Source organism: Nitratireductor aquibiodomus NL21 = JCM 21793 (assembly GCF_000615975.1).
Classification (GTDB): Bacteria; Pseudomonadota; Alphaproteobacteria; order Rhizobiales; family Rhizobiaceae; genus Nitratireductor; species Nitratireductor aquibiodomus.
Map to the genome: position 1 here is coordinate 90,483 of NZ_BAMP01000002.1, position 21,001 is coordinate 111,483.

At 61.4% G+C, this 21,001-nt stretch carries 20 protein-coding genes, 2 pseudogenes and 1 riboswitch; of the genes and pseudogenes, 10 read left to right on the forward strand and 12 right to left on the reverse strand.

What is annotated here, in order from left to right; genetic code table 11:
- Positions 1-22 precede the first annotated feature (22 nt).
- Positions 23-913 (forward strand): aromatic amino acid exporter YddG, encoded by an 891-nt coding sequence (gene yddG / locus JCM21793_RS01120; RefSeq protein ID WP_025029194.1) that lies wholly within the window; start codon positions 23-25, stop codon positions 911-913.
- A 2-nt stretch (positions 914-915) separates the two neighbouring features.
- Here the strand turns inward: yddG and gloB are convergent, their stop codons facing one another.
- Positions 916-1,683: a hydroxyacylglutathione hydrolase gene (gene gloB, locus JCM21793_RS01125; protein WP_025029195.1), complete on the reverse strand. Its 768-nt coding sequence runs from the start codon at positions 1,681-1,683 to the stop codon at positions 916-918.
- A gap of 104 nt (positions 1,684-1,787) precedes the next feature.
- Here gloB and JCM21793_RS01130 point away from each other — a divergent pair, with 104 nt between their 5' ends.
- The 3 genes and pseudogenes from JCM21793_RS01130 (at position 1,788) to JCM21793_RS01140 (ending at position 4,030) form a co-directional block, all read left to right on the forward strand.
- Positions 1,788-2,552: a class I SAM-dependent methyltransferase gene (locus JCM21793_RS01130; protein ID WP_007010108.1), complete on the forward strand. Its 765-nt coding sequence runs from the start codon at positions 1,788-1,790 to the stop codon at positions 2,550-2,552.
- A 3-nt stretch (positions 2,553-2,555) separates the two neighbouring features.
- A pseudogene (locus tag JCM21793_RS23440) lies at positions 2,556-3,622 on the forward strand (NAD(P)H-dependent flavin oxidoreductase).
- A 96-nt stretch (positions 3,623-3,718) separates the two neighbouring features.
- Complete coding sequence (locus JCM21793_RS01140; RefSeq protein ID WP_036539276.1) at positions 3,719-4,030, forward strand: DUF1330 domain-containing protein; 312 nt, start codon at positions 3,719-3,721, stop codon at positions 4,028-4,030.
- A 30-nt stretch (positions 4,031-4,060) separates the two neighbouring features.
- On the opposite strand, the gene JCM21793_RS01145 is transcribed toward JCM21793_RS01140, so the two are convergent.
- Positions 4,061-5,026: an omptin family outer membrane protease gene (locus JCM21793_RS01145; RefSeq protein ID WP_051556085.1), complete on the reverse strand. Its 966-nt coding sequence runs from the start codon at positions 5,024-5,026 to the stop codon at positions 4,061-4,063.
- Positions 5,027-5,270: 244 nt separating this feature from the next.
- Positions 5,271-6,191 carry a homoserine O-acetyltransferase MetA gene (gene metA, locus JCM21793_RS01150; protein WP_025029198.1) on the reverse strand — a complete coding sequence of 307 codons (921 nt, stop codon included), beginning with the start codon at positions 6,189-6,191 and terminating at the stop codon, positions 5,271-5,273.
- 53 nt (positions 6,192-6,244) lie between these two features.
- Positions 6,245-6,322, reverse strand: a riboswitch (SAM riboswitch).
- 117 nt (positions 6,323-6,439) lie between these two features.
- On the opposite strand from metA, the gene hisC reads away from it, so the two are divergent.
- Both hisC and JCM21793_RS01160 read left to right on the forward strand, forming a co-directional pair.
- Complete coding sequence (gene hisC / locus JCM21793_RS01155; protein ID WP_025029199.1) at positions 6,440-7,540, forward strand: histidinol-phosphate transaminase; 1,101 nt, start codon at positions 6,440-6,442, stop codon at positions 7,538-7,540.
- A 3-nt stretch (positions 7,541-7,543) separates the two neighbouring features.
- Entirely contained in the window at positions 7,544-8,479 is a 936-nt protein-coding gene (locus tag JCM21793_RS01160) for a prephenate/arogenate dehydrogenase family protein (RefSeq protein ID WP_025029200.1), read from the forward strand.
- Between the two features lie 3 nt (positions 8,480-8,482).
- Here JCM21793_RS01160 and JCM21793_RS01165 read toward each other — a convergent pair whose 3' ends face one another.
- Positions 8,483-9,478, reverse strand: a complete 996-nt coding sequence (locus tag JCM21793_RS01165) for a DUF2125 domain-containing protein (RefSeq protein ID WP_025029201.1) — start codon at positions 9,476-9,478, stop codon at positions 8,483-8,485.
- A gap of 75 nt (positions 9,479-9,553) precedes the next feature.
- Between JCM21793_RS01165 and JCM21793_RS01170 the strand changes: the two genes are divergently transcribed.
- Positions 9,554-10,087 carry a gamma-glutamylcyclotransferase gene (locus tag JCM21793_RS01170; RefSeq protein WP_007010101.1) on the forward strand — a complete coding sequence of 178 codons (534 nt, stop codon included), beginning with the start codon at positions 9,554-9,556 and terminating at the stop codon, positions 10,085-10,087.
- Positions 10,088-10,105: 18 nt separating this feature from the next.
- On the opposite strand, the gene JCM21793_RS01175 is transcribed toward JCM21793_RS01170, so the two are convergent.
- The 4 genes from JCM21793_RS01175 to ftsE form a co-directional block, all read right to left on the reverse strand.
- A complete protein-coding gene (locus JCM21793_RS01175; protein WP_007010100.1) occupies positions 10,106-10,894 on the reverse strand; it encodes a lysophospholipid acyltransferase family protein in 789 nt (262 codons plus the stop codon).
- A 70-nt stretch (positions 10,895-10,964) separates the two neighbouring features.
- Positions 10,965-11,612 (reverse strand): YdcF family protein, encoded by a 648-nt coding sequence (locus tag JCM21793_RS01180; RefSeq protein WP_025029202.1) that lies wholly within the window; start codon positions 11,610-11,612, stop codon positions 10,965-10,967.
- 150 nt (positions 11,613-11,762) lie between these two features.
- The gene (locus JCM21793_RS01185; RefSeq protein WP_007010098.1) at positions 11,763-12,752 is read right to left on the reverse strand and encodes a cell division protein FtsX; all 990 of its coding nucleotides are present in this window, start codon (positions 12,750-12,752) and stop codon (positions 11,763-11,765) included.
- Positions 12,745-13,404 carry a cell division ATP-binding protein FtsE gene (ftsE, locus tag JCM21793_RS01190; RefSeq protein ID WP_007010097.1) on the reverse strand — a complete coding sequence of 220 codons (660 nt, stop codon included), beginning with the start codon at positions 13,402-13,404 and terminating at the stop codon, positions 12,745-12,747. Before ftsE ends, JCM21793_RS01185 begins: the two co-directional genes overlap by 8 nt.
- Before the next feature lie 152 nt (positions 13,405-13,556).
- Here ftsE and JCM21793_RS01195 point away from each other — a divergent pair, with 152 nt between their 5' ends.
- From JCM21793_RS01195 to JCM21793_RS01205, 3 genes are all read left to right on the forward strand, one after another.
- The gene (locus tag JCM21793_RS01195; RefSeq protein ID WP_025029204.1) at positions 13,557-14,189 is read left to right on the forward strand and encodes a hypothetical protein; all 633 of its coding nucleotides are present in this window, start codon (positions 13,557-13,559) and stop codon (positions 14,187-14,189) included.
- Between the two features lie 67 nt (positions 14,190-14,256).
- A complete protein-coding gene (gene hpt / locus JCM21793_RS01200) occupies positions 14,257-14,799 on the forward strand; it encodes a hypoxanthine phosphoribosyltransferase (protein ID WP_007010095.1) in 543 nt (180 codons plus the stop codon).
- 71 nt (positions 14,800-14,870) lie between these two features.
- Positions 14,871-15,236, forward strand: a complete 366-nt coding sequence (locus JCM21793_RS01205; protein ID WP_025029205.1) for a response regulator — start codon at positions 14,871-14,873, stop codon at positions 15,234-15,236.
- Positions 15,237-15,274: 38 nt separating this feature from the next.
- Here the strand turns inward: JCM21793_RS01205 and JCM21793_RS23445 are convergent.
- The 4 genes and pseudogenes from JCM21793_RS23445 to argH all read right to left on the reverse strand — a co-directional run bounded on the left by JCM21793_RS23445 (position 15,275) and on the right by argH (position 20,983).
- Positions 15,275-17,853, reverse strand: a pseudogene (locus tag JCM21793_RS23445) (TIGR02302 family protein).
- A gap of 122 nt (positions 17,854-17,975) precedes the next feature.
- Entirely contained in the window at positions 17,976-19,247 is a 1,272-nt protein-coding gene (gene lysA / locus JCM21793_RS01215; RefSeq protein WP_025029206.1) for a diaminopimelate decarboxylase, read from the reverse strand.
- A 74-nt stretch (positions 19,248-19,321) separates the two neighbouring features.
- The gene (lptM, locus tag JCM21793_RS01220) at positions 19,322-19,525 is read right to left on the reverse strand and encodes an LPS translocon maturation chaperone LptM (protein ID WP_007010092.1); all 204 of its coding nucleotides are present in this window, start codon (positions 19,523-19,525) and stop codon (positions 19,322-19,324) included.
- Positions 19,526-19,561: 36 nt separating this feature from the next.
- Entirely contained in the window at positions 19,562-20,983 is a 1,422-nt protein-coding gene (argH, locus tag JCM21793_RS01225; protein ID WP_025029207.1) for an argininosuccinate lyase, read from the reverse strand.
- Between the last annotated feature and the right edge of the window lie 18 nt (positions 20,984-21,001).

Below are 21,001 nucleotides of genomic sequence, written 5' to 3' on the forward strand. Positions count from 1 at the left end.
CGCTTCGCCCGGGGAGGGGACTTTGGCACGTGCCACGCTGATCGGCTTTACGGCTGTCATCATGTGGGCGCTTCTGGCGCTTTTTACCGCTGGTTCAGGAGCGGTCCCGCCATTTCTTCTGTCTGCCCTTTCCTTTTCGGTGGCGACGCTGATTGGCCTCGTCATGCGGATTGCAGCGCCACCAGCCGGGCCAGCGGAGCCTGTTCCGCCTGTGGTCTGGCTCATCGGTATCGCCGGGCTTTTCGGTTATCACTTCTTCTACTTCACGGCACTGCGCAATGCGCCGGCGGTGGAAGCGAGCCTGATCGCCTATCTCTGGCCTCTGCTGATCGTGCTGGGCTCCGCGCTAATGCCGGGAGAAAGGCTCGGCTGGCACCACATTGCGGGCGCGCTTCTGGGGCTCGCCGGAACGGCGCTGATCATCACCAAGGGTGGCGGGTTCAGTTTTGAAAGCCGCTATGCACTGGGCTACGCGGCGGCGGGAGCCTGTGCCCTGTTCTGGTCCGGCTATTCGCTTCTGTCGCGGCGGTTTCAGGCCGTGCCAACCAGCATTGTCACCTGGTTCTGCGCGGCAACGGCGATCCTTTCAGCGCTTTGCCATGTGGGACTGGAAGAGACGGTGTGGCCGGTCTCCACGACTGAATGGCTCAACGTGCTCGGCCTCGGTCTCATGCCGGTTGGTGCGGCGTTCTATGCCTGGGATTACGGGGTCAAGCGCGGCAACATTCAGGTTCTGGGTGCAGCAAGCTACGCCGCGCCGCTCCTTTCGACGCTGATCCTGATTGCCGCCGGTGCTGCCGAGCCGACAGCAAACATCATCGCTGCCTGTCTCCTGATCACATTCGGTGCGGCACTTGCGGCGAAGAACATGATCCTGAGGCCGCGCAGGCGTGAGGCAGACGCGGCATCATAGAATCAGGAAATATCCTTGCGCTTCCTGATTTCGGTGAAGACGGCCTCGTCGCTCGCGTCTTCCATGCCGAGATTGCGGCGGATTACCGGGTCGTGCCAGCGCAGGAACGGGTTGGTGGCCATCTCCCTGCCGACGGTGGTCGGCAGTGTGGGCCTGCCTTCGCTACGAAGACGGGAGATTTCCTTTGCGCGCTCCCTGAGCGCCGAGTTGGTCGGGTCAACGGTCAGGGCGAAGCGGGCATTGGTTTCCGTATATTCATGGCCGCAATAGACGATCGTTTCCAGGGGGAGTGCGGCGAGCTTCTTCAGTGAAGCGAGCATGACGGGCGGTTTGCACTCGAAAAGGCGGCCGCAGCCGAGTGCAAACAGCGTGTCGGCAGTGAACACGATCCCAGCTTCGGCGAAGTGATAACTCACATGCCCGGCCGTATGCCCCGGTGTCTCGATCACCGTCGCGCCCTGTTTTCCGACCGAAACCGTGTCGCCTTCGCTCACCGTGCGATCTATGCCGGGAATGCGATCGGCTTCCGCCGCCGGACCCGTGATGGTGAGGCCAAAGCGCTCCTTGAGGGCGAGGTTCGCCTCCACATGGTCCGGGTGGTGATGGGTGGTGAGGATCATTGTCGGGCGCCAGCCGGTGCGCTCGACGGCGGACAGGATGGCGCGTTCTTCCGGCGCGTCGATGAGGGCTGTCTCGCCCGTCTCCGTGTCATGGACCAGAATGCCGAAATTGTCGCTCCGGCACATAAACTGCTCGATCTTCAAGGCCATGAATCTCTCCGTTGTCGGCTGGACGATAGGGCGAGGGCGGCGGCTTGTCACGCCGGGTGCGACAATTCTTGCCGGTGTCGTGGAAGGGGGGTACCGTCACAGCCATGATTTCGGACATTGTTGCGCTTCGCGCCTTCTATTCATCCCTGCTTGGTCGCCTGGCCGAGCGCTCCCTTGCGATGGCGCTGTCGTCCATCTGGTCGAAGAGCACCAGCGAACGTCTGGTGGGCCTTGGCTATACATTGCCCTGGCTCGACCGTTTCGGCGCAGATGCGGAGCGTGCATTTGCCTTCATGCCGGCCATGCAGGGGGCGGTGCCGTGGCCGGCGGGGCAAGCCTCAACCACAGCACTGGTGTTCGAGGAGGAACTGCCACTCCCCGACTCCTCCGTGGATCGGGTTCTCATGGTTCATGCGCTGGAGCACACGGAGAATCCGCAGCAGGCGCTGCTGGAGATATGGCGTGTTCTTGCGCCCGGTGGCCGCCTTGTGATCGCAGTGCCGAATCGGCGCGGCATGTGGGCGCGTTTCGAAAACACCCCCTTCGGCACCGGTCGGCCCTATTCCCGCACGCAGCTGGCCGAGGCGCTGCGCGAAGCGAACTTTACCGCGACGGCCTGGGGCGACGCCCTGCATTTTCCACCCTCCGAGCGGCGCTTTGTCCTGCGGCTTCATCAATTGCTGGAACAGGCCGGACGGCGCTTCTGGCCGATTTTCGCCGGCGTTCTGGTGGTGGAGGCTGAAAAGCGTCTCTACCAGGGGCTGCCGGTGACAGCCCGCGCATCGCGTCGTGTCTTCGTGCCGGTGCTTTCACCGCAGGGCGCAACGCGCGTCGGCGCCCTCAGGCGCAATCAGGAAAGGGAGTGCTGATCAATGGCGATGGATACCCGGATTACCGAACTTTTTGACATTGAACTTCCGATCCTGCTTGCGCCGATGGCGGGGTCTGCCGGATCGGAGCTCGCGATTGCGGTCTGTGAGGCAGGCGGGCTCGGCTCGCTGCCCTGCGCTCTGCTCACGCCGGAAAAAATCCGCACGGAAATGGGCATTATACGTCAGCGCACCGACAGGCCGGTCAATCTGAATTTCTTCTGCCATGTGCCACCCACGCCCGATGCGGAGCGGGAAGCGGCGTGGCGTGAGCGCCTGCAGCCCTATTATTCCGAGTTTGGAATCGATCCGGATGCCGCACCTCCCGGGGCTGGGCGCAATCCTTTCAACGAAGAAAGCTGTGCCATCGTGGAAGAATTCCGACCGGAGGTGGTGAGCTTCCATTTTGGCCTGCCGGACGCTGTGCTGATGCAGCGCGTTCGTTCGACCGGCGCGAAGATCATTGCTTCCGCCACGACCGTCGCCGAGGCGCGCTTTCTCGAAGAGAATGGCTGCCACGCGATCATCGCCCAGGGGGCGGAAGCAGGCGGGCATCGAGGCGTATTTCTCGAACCGGACATCGCCACACAGCCCGGCACACTGGCGCTGGTGCCGCAGGTGGTTGATGCGGTCTCCGTGCCGGTCATTGCTGCGGGCGGAATCTCGGATGGCCGCGCGGTTGCCGCGTGTTTCATGCTTGGGGCATCCGCCGTTCAGGTCGGGACGGCCTATCTGCAATCGCCGGAAGCGCTCACCAGCCCCGGCCACCGCGATGCGCTTGCGCTTGCGCGCGATGACCGCACGGTTCTGACCAATGTCTTCACGGGCCGGCCTGCCCGCGGTCTCCTGAACCGCTTCGTCAGTGAGGTGGGTCCGGTGAGCGACAGGCTCCAGCGTTTCCGCTGGCCACAGCGGCGGTGGGGCCACTGCGTGCCGCTGCCGAGAAGGCGGGGGTGAGCGATTTTTCGCCGCTCTGGGCGGGTCAGGCAGCACCGCTCGCCGTTCCGATGCCGGCGGGCGAACTGACCGCCAAACTGGCCCGTGATGCCGAAACGCTTCTTCGAGGATAGCGTTTACCTCAGGGGTAATTGGTTTCATTCGGAAGGCGCTGCAATGTGCTCTCAAACAGTGTTTGAGAGAAGGACTTCGCACATGCCAGCTACGCCATCGGTCATCTTCGCAATGTCGTCATGGGTCCGGCCATCGTCGAATATCTGGAGCGTATCGATGAATCGCTCGAGCCGTTCGGCGGGCATTTCATCATCCACGGTGCGCTGCCGGACGTGAAGGAAGGAAACTGGGAGGGCGACCTGATCGTGATCGCCTTTCCAGACCGCGGGAAGGCTGATGCCTGGTATGCCTCTCCGGCTTATCAGGCCATCAAGACCCTGCGCAGCGACAACTCAGACGGCCAGATCCTGTTGATCGACGGTGTCGACGCCGACCATAGGGCAAGCGATATTCTGTCTGCAGCATGAGGGCGGCGAAGCTTGTCTTACCCGAACACCTCAGAACTTCATCTTGAAGCCACCGGAGATTGTGACGGTGCGGAACTCGAGACCGCCACCATCCTGAAATGCCCCAACCGGCGCGCCGGAAGCGATTTCGGAAATCCGCACATCGCCGATTTTATGGAAATGTTGCTCGAAATTTCCGGCGACAAACAGATTGGCGTTTTTGGTGAGGTTATATTCTACCCGCCCGGAGAGAGAAACGAACGGCAGGGTGCCAAAATCACCGTTGAAACGCACGTCGCGCGACCAGTGGTGGTCTTCATCCTCGACTTTGAAGTTGAGGCCCCCGCGCGCCTGGAGGGAGAAGGTCCAGCCTTTGTGCCTTGCGGTGGCTTCTGCCCCCAGGAAGACGCCCGGAAATTTCTGCTGATAGGAGATGCCACGCTCACTGTCGCGGAAGTTTCCTATATCGTCACGGAAGCCATTTTCGCTATAGACAAATGAACCGCCGAAAGTAGTCCATTTGACGTCTGTATATTTGAAACCACCATGCAGATTGAGGGTCAGCGAATCCCTGATCTCAAAATCACGCCCGAGTGCGATATCGCCGGTGAAATAATGGTTTAGCTCCGTGTCGGGGTGAATCGAGCGATCGCTCCAGTCGTTGAAGGCATAGCTGGGCGATGCATCGAGCCAGTCATAGTCCTCCATTCGGCTTTTCCCGGATATGCCCACTGTCGCGCTTGCCGCCAGCGTCCACGGGCCGGCAAAACGCGCATGCAAACTCCCAGTCAGAACGGGCGCCTCGCTCTCCCAGAAAAGCGCGCTGACGCGATTTCCAGCAGAGTCGTACACGATCTCTTTAGCCCGGAGAAATGTGTAGCCCACGCCTCCGATGAAGGTGACTTCACGGTCGCGCGATGCCAACTCTAACTTGTTTGGGACCAAGAGGTCGGCTGCAGGCGCCAACGTGGGCAGAACTGAAAACAAAAATATCGCTGAAATAAAAGACTTGCGCATCGTTTGGAGTCCACTGTCAAAATTAAGAGCCGCTAAAGAAATGTAAATAAAGGCACTTCAATATATTTTTTAATGTAATTTTGTTTTATGAAATAATAAGTTGTATTATGAGCCGTATCTCCTTTCTCCCCGAAATCGTTTTGGGGCATTTGCCAATCAGCTTGGCTGAAGGCGAGATCGCGCGGAGGCTAGAGTACCCGCATCTGTGCGGACGTCAGGTGATTCCACCTGACTGCAAAATGCCCTAGCGCCGGCCGATTTCTTCCAGATCATAGGGCGTGGACTGGTACACCTGGTTGATCCAGTTGCCGAAGAGCAGATGCGCATGGGAACGCCAGCGGTTGAGAGGCGGGCGGCTGGGATCGTTGTCCGGGTAGTAGCCATGCGGTATGGCAACCTCGGTCCCCGTTGCAACATCGCGGTCATACTCCTCCTTGAGCGAGGTGGAATCGTATTCGATGTGGTTGAACATGTAGAGCCGGTTGCCTGTCTCTTCCGTCAGGAGGCAGGGGCCGGTTACGTCCGATTCCATGAGCACCTGGAGGCCTTTGTCGGCGGGAATGTCGGCAGAGCGGACCTCGGTCCAGCGCGAGACGGGGATGGCGAAATCGTCCGAGAAGCCGGCGAGGAAGGGAGAGGCGGGTGCATTGTTGCGGTGCCTGAAGACGCCAAAAGCCTTCTTCTCGAGCGTGTATTTGGGAACGCGGTGGAAATGCCAGGCAGCCGCCATCGCACCCCAGCAGATATAAAAGGATGAGTGGACGTTGGTCAGTGTCCAGTCCAGAATCTGCTCCAGTTCCTTCCAGTAGGTGACGTCCTCGAACGGGAGAAGCTCAATCGGCGCACCGGTGATGATGAAGCCGTCGAACTTGCGGTCACGCACTTCCTCCCAGGTCTGGTAGAAGGATATCAGGTGTTCTTCCGGCGTGTTCTTGGCACGGTGGTTGCCGATGCGCACGAGGGTCAGTTCCACTTGAAGGGGCGAAGCGCCGATCAGCCGGGCAAATTGTGTCTCGGTGCGGATTTTGTTGGGCATGAGGTTGAGGAGCCCGATCTGTAGCGGGCGGACGTCCTGCCGCAGCGCTGTCTGCTCGTCCATCACGGACACACCTTCACGCACGAGAACATCGCGGGCGGGAAGCTGGTCGGGGATCTTGATCGGCATTGTTTTGCTCCAACAAAAAAGACCGGTGGCGAAATCGCGACCGGTCTCAGCAAATTCTGCTTCGCTCGGCCTTTTAGCGAATTGTTTTACGTGGCTGCAAGCCGACCGGCCAAATCACCACGAGTGAAGGTCTTTATTTAGGATGGTGTTTTCTTTGCGTCAATCGCTGTCATGGGCTAAAGCAACGGACGGATTTTCTCCGCAGGTCGAGGATCCGACTAACCGTTTCCCAAAAACAGGACCATTCAATGAGCACGTCCGTCCGTCCCGAACCGAAGCCCGGTGTCATGGATATCGCCGCCTATGTGCCCGGCCGCGAGAGCGCGCCAGGTGCGACGAAGGTGTGGAAGCTCTCCTCGAACGAATCTCCGCTCGGGCCCTCGCCCGCGGCTGTCGAGGCGATTTCCAAAGCGATGGGGCATCTGGAGCTTTATCCGGACGGATCGGCAACCAAACTGCGCGATGCCATTGCGGAGACGCATGGGCTGAACCCGGCCAATATTCTTTGCTCCAACGGGTCCGATGAGCTTCTTGGCCTGCTCGCGCAGACCTATATCAAGCCCGGCGACGAGGCGATTTTCACCGAGCACGGGTTTCTTGTCTACCGCATCCAGACGCTGGCGGCCGGTGGCACGCCGGTGGTGGTGAAGGAAGACAAGGAGCGCGCGGATGTCGACGCAATCCTTGCGGCGGTGACGGAAAAGACGCGCATCGTGTTCCTTGCTAACCCGAACAACCCGACTGGCACTTACATTCCGGTGGACGAAGTGCGCCGCCTGCAAGCAGGCCTGCCGAAGACGGCGCTTCTGGTTCTGGATGCTGCCTATGCCGAATATGTGCGCCGCAACGACTACGAATCCGGCATCGAACTCGTCTCTTCGAGCGAAAACGTCGTGATGACGCGGACCTTCTCCAAAATCCACGGCATGGCGGCGCTGCGCATCGGCTGGATGTATGCACCGGCGCATGTGGTGGATGCGGTGAACCGCGTGCGCGGTCCCTTCAATGTCAATGCGCTGGCCATCGAGGCGGGTGCGGCGGCGATCCGCGACAAGGCGCATGTGGAACGGGCCGTTGCGTACAACGAGACCTGGAGTGCCTGGCTGGTCGAGGAGCTTGGCAAGCTCGGCCTGAGGGTCACGCCCAGCGTTGGCAATTTCCTGCTGATCCATTTTCCCGAGAATGGCGGCAAGTCGGCAGCGGATGCGGACGCCTTCCTTGGGACGCGCGGTTATGTGCTGCGCCGGGTTGTGCCCTATGGCTTCCCCAACGCGCTGCGTCTGACTGTCGGCCCCGAAGAGGCCAATCGCGGCGTCGTTGCCGCGCTCAAGGAATTCATGGAAAGCTGAGTTGTGCCTGAACCACTTTTTGACAAGGTCGCGCTGGTCGGCATCGGCCTGATCGGTTCGTCGCTTGCGCGGGCCGTCAGGCATGGCGGTCTTGCGACCACCATTGCCATTTCAAGTCGCAGTGAGAAGACGCTGGCCAGAGCCCGCGAACTTGGGCTGGGCGATGTCTACGAGCAGGATGCGGCCGAAGCTGTGCGGGACGCCGATCTGGTTATCGTCTCGGTTCCCGTCGGTGCCTCGGGCGCGGTCGCAAAGGCCATCGCTGCAGGGTTGAAACCTGGGGCGATTGTCACGGATGTCGGCTCGACCAAGGCGTCGGTGATTGCGCAGATGCAACCGCATCTGCCTGACAGCGTGCATTTCATCCCGGGGCACCCGATCGCGGGTACCGAAGATTCCGGTCCGGATGCCGGTTTTGCGGATCTGTTCGAGGGGCGCTGGTGCATTCTCACGCCGCTGCCGGATACGGATGTGGACGCGCTGGCGCGTCTGTCAGCCTTCTGGGAAGGCTGTGGCGCGATGGTGGACCGGATGGATCCTGAACATCATGACATGGTGCTGGCCATCGTTTCGCATCTGCCGCATATCATCGCCTACAACATCGTGGGTACGGCGGACGATCTGGAGGCGGTCACGAAGTCGGAAGTCATCAAATACTCGGCCTCCGGTTTCCGCGATTTCACACGTCTGGCAGCCTCCGACCCGACAATGTGGCGCGATGTGTGCCTGCACAACAGCGATGCGATCCTGGAGATGCTGGCCCGCTTTTCCGAAGACCTCTCCGCTCTCCAGCGTGCAATCCGGTGGGGCGACGGGGAGAAGCTCTTTGAAATGTTCACCCGGACACGGGCGATCCGGCGGTCCATCATCGAGGCAGGTCAGGATATCGACGTGCCGGACTTTGGCCGACACGCGCTGGCGCACCCCGAAAAGCCGTAAGCCTCATCTTACGGGCGGAATGCTCCCGAGTGGCAGGAAGCCGACGAAGACGCGACCCTGGCGGATGTTCACCGGCAGGGTCGGTGCCGCACCGAGATTGGCGAGCCCGGCCGTGATCCCGGCGATCTCATCGCGCTTGTCAGGCACGATCTGGCCAACAAGCTGCGCGATTCTCTGAGGTTCGTTGACTGTCACGCGCAGTTCTGCATCGATCAGGCCGTTTTCGGCTATCCTGATCGGCCCCTTGACGGTGAGGCCCGCATTTCCGCCTGCGATCTTAAGGTTAAGGTTTTCAACGGTGCCCGAACGGCCGCGGAGTTCCGGCACGCTTGTGCTGGCCAGTGCCACACCATCATCCAGAGTGACGAGCAATTCACCGTCGATGGCCGGTATCGCGGTGCCGTTTGTGAGCCCCGGATCGATGGTCAGGGCCTGCGCAATCAAGGCGAGGTCCAGATCAGTCCCGTTTTGACGCGTGTGGGCCTGAATGTTGCCAGCGCGGGCTATTGGCTGACGGTTGTCATCGTCAAGCGTCAGAACAACGTTCTTTGCTTCACTGGATAGACGCTCCGGCAGGCTGGCCGTGAGGCGTGCGCTGATGCGCATGTTCTCCCAGTCGGCTTCAATGGCGGGAAGATAGGGCGTTGCGATGCGGGCAGGCGCGTCCAGCTCGCCCACCGTGCGCATTGGCTGATAGACCTGTGCGGCGGAACGGAACGCGCCGGCGCTTACGGACACGCCGTTTTCGGCATCCTCATAAAAGACACTGCGGCAGAACAGACCTATGCGGAAAGGATAGCCGCGGGCTGTCGGCTCCTCGCAATTGGCGCGCTGGTGGCCGGCGTTCAGGTCCTCGATCGCAGTGATCGTGCGCTGTTCCAGCGTGTCGGCGGCATAGAACCATGCGCCCGTATAGGCAAGGATCACCAAAACGATGAAAAGCGCGAAGAGAAAGAATCGGCGGCTGAAACTGCGTTTGGCGCGTTTTCTTGACGGCATGAGGTCCTCCGGTTAACCCGTTCGCCTCCAGTGATGGCGAGACGGCAACACCCTTTCAAGCATTGGGCAGGCGATATGGACGATTTTTGGGTCTTTGGCTATGGATCGCTGATGTGGCGGCCGGGTTTTGCGCATGTGGAGACCCGCAAAGCCAGACTATATGGCTATCGCCGCGCTCTGTGTATCCACTCGCACGTGCACCGTGGGACGCCGGATCGACCGGGTCTGGTGCTGGGGCTTGACCGGGGCGGGTCGTGCCTTGGCCTCGCTTTTCGTGTGCCGGGCGAGCTTGAAATGGAAGTGGTCGACTATCTGCGCGAACGGGAACTTGTCACGAATGTCTATCTGGAGCGCCGCGTCGGAATCCGTCTGGTAGACGGTGCTTCCGTAACGGCGCTGACCTATGTGGTCGACCGCAGTCACGGCCAATATGCGGGCAGCCTCGATGTCGATCATGCCGCGCGGCAGGTCAGCGCATCGGTCGGGCAATCGGGCCCGAATGTGGACTATGTGCGCAACACCGTGGAACACCTGAAAGCACTCGGCATCCGCGACCACTGGCTGGAAGCCGTGGCCGCGCGCATCGGCCAGACGGACAATGCCCTCTAAGTGACCCGGGTTTCTGCCTTAGCCTTGCAGGACGCCCAGTTCTCTCAGGCGCCTGCGGGCGGTATCGGGAAGGGGAGGCGGGTTGGATGAGGTTGCGGCTTCCACCAGCATCTCGTCGCAGGCTGCCTCGGTTTCGCTGACCAGTCGCTTCTGAAATTCTTCGCGGGAGAGGCCCGGTTCGATGGGCGGCAGGAAGCGGGCGCGAATGATGCCTGGATGACGCAGGAACTTGCGCCGGGGCCAGAAAAGCCCTGCGGCGTGTGCAACCGGAACCACCGGAACGCCCAGCTGGGCATAGAGTTCGACGATGCCATATTTGTAGGCCGGCTCGGCGCCCGGCGGGCGGCGCGTGCCTTCCGGATAGATGATGAGCTGCCGGTTGCTCTTCATCAGTTCATGCGCCGATTTCACGGCCTGTTTCAGCGCTTTGGTGCGGCTGCCGCGGTCGATCGGAATCATGCGCATCTTGGCCACATACCAGCCGAAAAACGGAATCCAGACCAGTTCGCGTTTCAGAATGTAGAGCGCGTCGGGAATGTTCGGCAGAAAGGCGATCGTATCCCAGAACGACTGGTGCTTCGGGGCAATGATGCAGGGTCCGTCGGGCAGGTTTTCCAGGCCCGTTATCTCCGAGCGGGCACCCGTGATCACCCTTTGCAGCCAAAGGCTGGAGGCGGCCCAGAATTTTGGCACGAACCAGGCCTTCTTGCGCGGCAGCAGAAAGAAAACCGGTGTCCAGAACAGCATCTGAACGATGAGGTTCAGATAGAAGGCGGCATTGAAAACGGCGGAGCGGATAAAGAGCATGAACTTGGCCCGTTGGGTGTCTTGCGAGGCTCTTACATCAACCGGACGGCGAGGCAAAGCTGCGGAGGGATCAGTCGCTGTGTGCGCTTGCTTTCTTAAGCTCCGAGGGGCCTTTTATGCCAGCGTTGCGGGGAAGTGGGATAACCTCGCGAACGAGCGCGCCGACATACTTCGCATATTCGGTTGCGAGCACCCGGAGCGCATCGGGTTTTGCAAGCCAGGCGCCATTGTCGAGCGGTGTGTTGACCACGGGATAAGGATAGAGCTTTGAATTGGGCAGAAGCCGCTGCATCTCGAGAAGGCTGCGCGGCATGTGATAGTTGTTGGTCACGAGGATGATGCTGTCATAGGCGTTTGCCTGCACCCATTTGGCGCTTTCCTCGGCATTTCCGATCGTGTCGAGTGCTGCATGATCGATATCGACGCAGCAGTCGAAAAGGGCGGCCTCGCTGCCGGTCGCGATGCGGAGGTCGTCGGCCCGCGCGACGGGATTCACGCCGCTTATCAGCAGCCGTTTTCCTTTACCGGCCTTGAGCAGGTTCACGGCGGCGTCGATGCGTGACTGACCTCCTGTCAGCACGATGATGCCGTCGGCATCGTCGACATCACGCGGGGCTGAAAGGTGGCCGATATGGTCGGCAAATAACCCGAAACCGGCAATGAAGATGAAGCCGCCGACAACACACACCAGCAATGAAAGCCGGACCAGACGGCGCATGCCAAAGTGCCTGCCGCGTTGCGGAGGCTTTCCCGGGCCGTCGAGGCCATGCTGGCGCTCTTGCTTCATGGTGCGATGGTTAGCCGTAAATTACGGCAATGGATAGTCGGCGGGCCGTTGGTGAACAAGACAATAGCCGTTTTTGTATCGTTACATGCTGTCGGGGTGGGTGCTGTCGACACTCTTCAGATAGGATAGAACGGTGACATGCGTGGTCGCTGCCGTCAGTACGGCAATGACGATGACGATGGCACCAACCCCGATATACCCCGAGGGACCTATGGCGAAGTTGCCGAACAGGGCGGTGGCCTGATCGGCTTCAGGCGTCGCCATGTTGCGGGAAGACCACCAGTAGAAACCAATAAAAACGAGGATCGCTCCGATCCCGCCGGCGGCGGCACCCTTCATGCCCGCCAGCAGGAAGTGGCGTCGGAACTGAGAGGCGATGAACGGCGCTTCCGCTCCAACGAAATGCAGAACTTCGATGATATGGCCGTTTCCGGCCATCGCGCCGCGGGTGGCAAAAATAACGGTCAGGGCGGTGGCGGAAAGCATGAGCACCAGCGCCGACATGCCGATGGTGACTGTCGTGCGCGCCATGGCGACCAGCCGGTCAACCCAGGTGCGGTGATCGTCCAGCGTCGCATTGGCGACGGTCTCCTGCAGTTCGGCGCGCATGCCGGCAAAGTCAGGGCGGGACAGAGGATCTATGGTGACGATGACGAGCCGCGGCACGGGCAGGCTGTCGATGTCGAGGCCCGTGCCGAGCCATGGTTCCAGAAGGCGGGCGGTGGCCTGCGCATCGACGATGCTGGCATCGAGCACGCCGGAATAACTGGCCGCGATGTCGCGAGCCTGGGCGAGGGCGGCGGTCATATCGAGCCCTTCCTCGGGCTTGATCTGGATGGTCGCTTCGCGGGCGATCTGCGTCTGCCAGGTTGCCGCCGTGTCGCGCACGAGGGTTACTGCGCCCAGAGTCAGGCAGGACAGGAAGGTCATGATGGCGATGACCAGAACCATGGCGCGGCCAGCCACATTGTCCGGCGGGACGATGGGCATCTGTTTGCGTGAGACTGCATCGCGCGCGCCTGAACTGAGACGTGCGCCGAGATTTTTCAGAAGGCGTCTGGTTTCAGTCATAGATTTCCAGCCTCCCGCCGGACAACACCATGCGGCGCGCATCCACCTGGTCCATCAGGCCGAGATCGTGGGTGGCGATGACAACGGCGGTGCCGAGCCGGTTCAGTTCGATGAGCAGGCGCAACAGGCGGCGGGCAAGCTGCGGATCGACATTGCCTGTCGGCTCATCTGCGAGAAGAATGCGCGGCTGCTCTATGAGCGCGCGGGCGATGGCTGCACGCTGCTTCTCGCCGCCCGAAAGGATGGGGGGCAGAACATGCATGCGCTCCCCGAGCCCGACCCATTTCAATAATTCGATCACGTCGCTGCGATAGGTGGCTTCCTCACGGCCGCGTACGCGCAGCGGGAGCGCGACATTCTCGTAGGTCGTGAGATGATCGAGCAGGCGGAAATCCTGAAACACGACACCGATGTTGCGCCGCAGGAGCGGCAGTTCCGTACGTGTGATCGCAGAGCGGTCCTTGCCGAAAATTGTGATCAGGCCGCGTGTCGGCTTGAGTGACATGAAGAGCAGGCGCAGCAATGTTGTCTTGCCCGCACCCGAGGGGCCGCTCAGAAACTGAAACGAACGCTCGGGCAAATGGAAAGAGACATCGCGGAGAATCTCCGGACCCATCCCATATCTATGGCCGACATTTTCAAATCGAATCACGAGGAACCTGCGTTCTGTGAGTGGCGGACGCTGCCTGGACGCATGCTGCCAGACCATCAACCCGCATGGTTAATAGCAAGTTAACTCTTGCTTGATATGCGTGATGTCCATGTACCCCGGAACGGTGGATCACGAAAGGACAGTCTGCCTGCATGAGGCACTCTGACAGCGCACGCCCCGTTTCGGGCGAAATCATGATGCCTGATCGGGTGCGCGCGGCGCAATCCCGGACCATCGAGGCGTGCAATGCAGTGGATGCAGACTTCGAGACGGTCGTGTCTGCTGGAGGAACCGTCCCGGCTGCAGGGTCGGCGCCGGCGGCGGAAAAGGCGCTTACAGGCCTCGACATGCTCAAACCGGGCCGCCGCATCCAGTCCGTGAAATCCCCTCGTGCAGGACCGTTGTTCTGGGCGTTTGGAGCGGTGATCACTGCAGGGGCTTTCTGGATATCCGGCGGTCATAGCCTTGTTCGGGGCATGGATGTTTCCAGGGTCGAAAACCCGGAACAGGTTCTCCGGCTTGTCGATGTCACATCGCGGGTGGAGCGGCAGGGGGGCAATGCCCTGCTCATCGTCGACGGCGCTGCGCTCAACGGTGGCGATGGGCTTGTCGCGCTGCCGCCGATCTCGATCAACGTTCTGACGGAAAACGGCTCGACAACACGCTATTTTTTGGGGACAAACGACCAGCATCTCGGTCCCGGCGCGCGCTTTCCCTTCTCGAGCCGGCTTGTCGCGCCTAGGGAAGGGGTCAAGTCCGTCTCTGTGACGTTTCACGCGTCGTAGGTCATCTGGTTTATGCGTTCCGGACAGCAAGTGCTGCCGGAAGTGCCCTGACAGGAGTTCGCCGCCCATGCCTGTTGTTCGCGGCAAGGAAATCGAGGTTTTGTTTTCTGCCTCGACCATCGCCAGGCGCAATCTGGAACTCGCCAAGGACATCGCTTCGCGCGAGTATGACGATCTTCTGGTCATTTCCGTTCTCAAAGGGTCGTTTATCTTTGCGGCGGACCTGATCCGCGCAATGCACGATGTCGGCATTTCGCCGGAAGTGGAGTTCATCATGATCTCCAGTTATGGCGCCGGCACCGAAAGCGGCGAGATCAAGGTGCTGCGTGACATCGACAACGATGTCAGCGGCCGTGACGTGCTGCTCATCGATGACATCCTGGAATCGGGCAAAACCCTGAAGCACACCCGGGAACTGATGCTCTCGCGGGGCGCAAAGTCTGTTTCCATCGCGGTGCTGCTCGACAAGCATTCGCGGCGGCAGACGGAGGTCGATGCCGAATTCGTTGGCTTCGAATGCCCTGACTATTTCGTGGTCGGCTATGGAATGGACGTGGCCCATGCCTTCCGCGAACTGCCTTTTGTCGGCGTCGTGAAGGGCGATGCCTGAGCGGCGGTATTTTAGACAAGTGAAGGCTGGCTCGTTTACCGAAGCGTAATCGGATGGGGCGAAAACAGGCCATGGCTAAGCTTTTGATCGTTGAGGACGATGAGTCCGTCCGTACTTTTACCGCCCGGGCACTGAGTGCCGCCGGTCACACCGTGGAAACCGCGGGTGACGGCCTTGAGGGGCTTGAGAAGATCAGCGCCACGGCCGGCGATTATGGTCTCGTTCTTTCGGACATCCGTATGCCGGCGATGGACGGTATCGAGATGGCGCGTGCCGTGGCCGACGCGTTTCCCGGTCTCCGACTACTTCTGATGACCGGCTATGCGGATCAGCGCGAGCGTGCCGTGGAACTGGAAGGCACGGTTTCCGGTGTCGTGAACAAGCCATTCACGCTGAGTGAGCTGCGCCAGCGCGTTGGCGAGGCACTGGCCGCCTGATGCCCGCGCTGTAACGGTCAGCGCCCCTTCACTGGGGCTCACTGCATGTCGAGCAGCCGTTCCAGATATTCTTTTTCAAGCGCGGGGCTCAGGGCATCGCCGAGGCGTTTGCGGATTGCTTCGAGAATGCGGCGTGCGCGCTGCGTATCGATTTCATCCGGCACCTCGACCGAATCGCCGAAATCGGGGCCCGTGGTCGACTGCGGGCGACCGAGCGGGTCGCGTCCGTTGTTGCCCTGCCGATAACCCTGATCGCCACCGCCCTGCTCGCCGCGCATGGCCTGCTGCAACTGGTTCATCATGTCCTGCGCGCCGCGCCGCAGTGCTTCCAGCGCGCGGCCCTGCTCACCGACGGCCTGTTCGCCTTCGCCTTCGCCGAGCGCGCCTTCGGCTTCTCCCATGGCTTCGCCGGCTTCGCCAAATCCTTCTCCGGGTTGAATGCCGAGCCCCTCAAGCCCCTGCATGAGACTTTCGAGGTCCTGCCGAAGCGTGCCCTGACCCTGCTGCAAACCGCGCATGGCATCGGCGAATTCCTGAGGTGACATGCCCTGACCCTCGCCAGGTTGCTGACCCTCGCCAGGTTGCTGACCCTGGCCGGCTGATCCTGTCCCTGCTGACCCCGTTCGCCCTGCTCCCCCCGCTGTCCGCGCTGCATCTGGTCCATGCGGAAGGTCTCGTTCATCAGTTCCTGCTGGCGCCGCATCAGATTGCCGAGCTCGTCCATCTGCTGGCGCATCTCCGATTGCTGGTTGCCGGACTGCCCCTGCTGCGAGCGCCCCGCCTGCAGATTGTTCATCATGTTCTCGAGCTGGGAGAGAAGCTCGCGGGCCTGATCACGCGCGCCGGACTTGGCCAGTTCCTCGATCTGATCGAGCATGCGGTCCAGATCGTTCTGGCTTAGCATCTGGCCGTTCTCCGGCAGTTGCTGGGCCATGTTGGGGTTCTGCTGCGCACGCTCGGCAAACTCACGCAGGAACTCCTGCATGGCGCTGCGCAGTTCGTCCATCAGGCGGGCGATCTCTTCGTCGCTCGCACCTTCCTCAAGCGCCTTCTTCAATGCTTCCTGTGCCTGCCGGAGGCGTTTCTCGGCGGCGGTCAGATCGCCGTCCTCGATGATGAGTGCAATTTCCCACAGGTAGTCGACGACATCGCGGAGCTGGTCGTCGGTCCGAGCTGTCTCAAGCCTTGAACGCGCGGCGGAGACCCCGAGAAACTGCGACAGGTCCTTCAGCGTTTCTTCGGGCCATGTCATGACGGCATCCATCATGGCCAGCACGCGCGGTTTCCTGGTCGCGTCGAGTGCCAGCGTGCGCCGCTGCTCGATGAGAGCCTTGGCGAGAGGATTGGTGAAGGTTCGCTCGGGCAGCGCGAACACCTTCGCTTCGCTCTTTGCTTCCTGCCCTGCGTCGTCAACGGCACGCAGGATCATCTTTACCGAACTGCCGGCCCAGGGGTGTTCTGTCAGGTCGCGCGAGGTTTTCGCGGCGATTGTGCGGCCATCGCGGCGCGGCAGCGTCAGGGGCAGGTCGGGCGCTTCGTAAAGGGGGCGTGCGTTCGGGGCTTCATAGGTCTGCTGGAAGATCGCCTGTGCCTCCGCGGGGCCGTAGTCGTCTTCGATTTCATAGGCGAGTTCCAAAGCGCCACTCACAGCGCGTTTCGGCTCCTCGGCAAATCGGATTTCCGGCGGGCTGTCGGGCGTTACGGAGAAAAGCCAGCTTTCGATTTCCTGGCCGTCACGCTTCAGGACCAGTTTTCCGTCTTCGTTCAATGTGCCGGCGAAGCGCCGGGCGGCGCTATCTGCCGAGAGGGTCTCGCTCTGTGATGCACCTTCGGGTGCGATCGGGGTCTCGGTATCGCTCGAATCGAGGAAGGACAGGGTTTCGCTTCCCGAGCCACCGGTTACCCGCAGAGCGAGTATGCTGCCCTGCGGAACGGTGAAGCTCTTCGTCTCCCGGTTTGCCTCTGCTGTGAGATAGACCGGTGCACGACGGGTATAGGTCGGCGGGGTGACCCAGGCATCAATGCGCGGTGGGACGATCTCGGCACCACCATGCGCCCGGAACGCATCCAGGACGCTGCCACCATAGGGGCCGGTGGAGAACGTCGCGGCGATTACCAGGAGCAGGGCGGCGGCGGCGCGCAGGCCCCACGGATCTTTTTCCGGCACCCCGGTTTTGGGCAGGTCGCCATGAAGATTGTCGAGCCTGCCAGCCATGCGTTTCTGGTGCTCTTTCCAGAGCGCTTCGGCAAAACCGTCGCGATTTCCGGCGAGCCGGTCGGACTGGACTGCGACAGGTTCATGCGCCAGCTGATTGGCACGTTCGATGCGTCTGTCGATCTCAGAAGGCCTAGGACGGCGGAAACGACGAAGGGGCCATAATGACGCAAGGCCGAGCAGGCCAAGAACAGAGATCACGCCGTAGCGGGCCGCGTCGGGCATAAGGCGGAAGAGACCCAGCCAAGAAATGCTGAGAAACAGGCTGATGAGGACGAGGAGTGGCAGAATGAGCGGCCAGAGGCGCTCCAGCACTATGACGAGGCGCGTGGCAAACCGGGTGCGGGCGAGCCGGGAAAAGCGACTGCCTGTGCGCTCATGCCTTGAAGTTGTTTCAGCCATAGACGCTCTCAGCATGGTGCCGTAGCGCACGTGAATCGCACGCCCTGTCGTTCACAAGGATAGCAGCAAACCGGGCGAAGGCGAGGCGGCACGCGAAATTGTGATCCGCGTGCCCTGCAATTTCAGTCCGTCAGCCAGTCGGGTATCGAATCAAGTTCGATAAGCTCTTTGTGGCTGGGACGGGCCCGGATCACATGGAACCGGTCGCCGTTGACGAGCACTTCGGGCACCAGTGGACGCGAATTATAGGTGCTCGCCTGGACAGCGCCATAAGCACCCGCGGAGCCTATGGCGATGAGATCGCCGGCCTTGAGTGCGGGGAGCCTGCGGTCCAGCGCGAGATAGTCACCCGTCTCGCAGACCGGGCCCACCACGTCGGCAACCATGTTTCCTGCATCCTGCCGCGCTTCGGCAACCGGCCTGATCGAATGGAAGGCTTCATAGAGCGTGGGCCGGATGAGGTCGTTCATCGCCGCGTCGACTATGACGAAGTTCTTCGCTTCGCCTTCCTTCACATAAACCACTTCCGACACAAGGATGCCGGCATTGGCGGCGATCAGTCGGCCGGGCTCGAGCATGACCTTCAGGCCAAGCTTCTTCATGTGCTTGCGCACGACCTCGGCATAGGCGTCGGGCAGGGGTGGCTGGTCGCCATCCTCCGCGTAGGGAACGCCAAGGCCGCCGCCGAGATCCACATGCTCGATGGCGTGGCCGTCGGCGCGCAGGGTTTCGGTCAGCTCCGTCAGTAGAGCGAAAGCATCGTCAAAGGGCTGCAACTCGGTGATCTGGCTGCCGATATGCATGTCGATGCCGGACACTTTCAGGCCCGGAAGCTCGGCGGCCCGCGCATAGGCGGCGCGGGCATCCTTCCAGCCGATGCCGAACTTGTTCTCCGCCTTGCCGGTGGAGATCTTCCTGTGCGTTCTCGCGTCGACATCCGGGTTGATGCGCAGCGAGACATTGGCCGTCAGCCCCAGCGTGCTGGCGCGGGAGGAGAGCTGTTCAAGCTCGGGCATCGATTCGACGTTGAAGCAGAGAATGCCGGCCTGGAGCGCGAAGTCCATTTCGCGCGCGGTCTTGCCGACACCGGAAAACAGGATCTTGCTGGCAGGCACGCCGGCGGCCAGCGCACGGCGCAGCTCGCCTTCTGAGACCACGTCCATGCCGGCGCCGAGGCGGGCGAGCGTGGTTAGCACGGCCTGGTTGGAATTTGCCTTCATGGCGTAGCAGACGAGCGAATCCAGCCCCTCGAAGGCTTCCGAGAAGACACGGTAATGACGCGTCAGCGTTGCCGTGGAATAGCAGTAGAACGGGGTACCGACGGCTTCCGCGATGGCGGGCACCGACACATCTTCGGCGTGCAGGACGCCGTCACGATACTCGAAATGATTCACGGCAGGATACTTTCGGCTGGGCGATTGGACGCGGGGTTGCGCCGCCGCGCGGCGCAGGCCCTTTTGGCTCTGTTCTAGAGAAGACCATCGAGAATGAAGGGACGATCCTCAACCGGTTTCTCCGGTGCCGGCGGCACGGGCTGGTCGTTGCGTTCTGCTTCCTTGCGTGCATCCAATGCCGCCTCGTAAGGCGAATCAAGCGGAGCCTTGCGCCCGCAGGCGGCAAGGCCAAGCGCGAGGCCGAGCATGACAAGGGTGAGCGTGCGGCGGGCCGTCATGAGCGTTCCATTCCTCGAAAGTGCGTGCGCTGCGTTTTAGCGCTTTTTGGCGGGCGTTGCATCCCGTTTCAGGCGTTTCTTCCAGTAACGGATCTGACGGCGCACTTCCGAAGGTGCCGTTCCGCCATAGGAGGTGCGGCTTTTCACGGAATTGCCGACCGACAGCACCGAGAAAACGCCATCGTGAATGGCCGGGTTGATCGCCTGAAGGTCTTCCAGCGCAAGTTTTTCAAGCCCGCACTTCTTTTCCTCGGCGAGCGCCACGGCGCGGCCCGTCACGTGATGCGCCTCGCGGAACGGCAGGCCCGCTTCACGCACCAGCCAGTCGGCAAGGTCGGTGGCGGTGGAGAAGCCGGCTCCGGCGGCCTTCTTCATGGCGGTCGTGTTGACCTCCATGTCACCGACCATGCCGGTCATCGCGGCCAGCATCAGGTCGAGTGTTTCGGCAGCGTCGAAGACGGCTTCCTTGTCTTCCTGCATGTCCTTGGAATAAGCGAGCGGCAGGCCCTTCATCACCGTCAGCAGCGCGATCAGGTCGCCATTGATGCGGCCGGTCTTGGCGCGGATCAGCTCGGCGGCGTCCGGGTTCTTCTTCTGCGGCATGATCGAGGAGCCGGTGGAGAAGGAATCAGACAGGCGCACGAAGCCGAACTGCGGCGTCGACCAGATGACGATTTCCTCGGCCAGCCGGGAAAGATGCGTGGCGCAGATGGCTGAGATCGACATGAATTCAAGGGCGAAATCGCGATCCGAGACGGTATCGATGGAGTTGCGTGTCGGCTCGCGGAAGCCGAGCGCCTCCGCCGTCATGTGGCGGTCGACCGGGAAGCCCGTGCCGGCAAGGGCAGCCACGCCGATCGGGCTTTCGTCCAGCCGCTTGATGGCGTCGCGCACGCGCGAACGGTCGCGGCCAAACATCTCGACATAGGCCATCATGTGATGGCCGAACGTCACCGGCTGCGCCGACTGGAGATGCGTGAAGCCCGGCATCACGCTGGCGGCGTGCTCTTCGGCACGGGTGAGGAACGCTTCGATCAGGCCGCCAAGCGCGGCATCGATGCGCTGCAGCTCTTCCTTGACCCAGAGACGGAAGTCGAGTGCCACCTGGTCGTTGCGCGAGCGCGCGGTGTGCAGGCGCCCGGCAGTGGGGCCGATCAGCTCTGCCAGGCGTGCCTCGACATTCATGTGAATGTCTTCGAGCTGTGCCGAGAAGGTGAATTTGCCGGCCTCGATCTCTGACAGGATCGTGTTCAGCCCGTGAACGATCTTTTTTTCGTCTTCCGCCGAAATTATGCCAGTCTTCGCCAGCATTGCGGCATGGGCCAGACTGCCGCGGATGTCCTGGGCGTAGAGCTTCCTGTCGAAGCCGATGGATGCGTTGATCGCCTCCATGACGGCATCGGGTCCTGAGGCAAAACGTCCACCCCACATGCGGTTGCTGGCTTGGTCTTCGCTCATCATGATAACCGGGCGCTA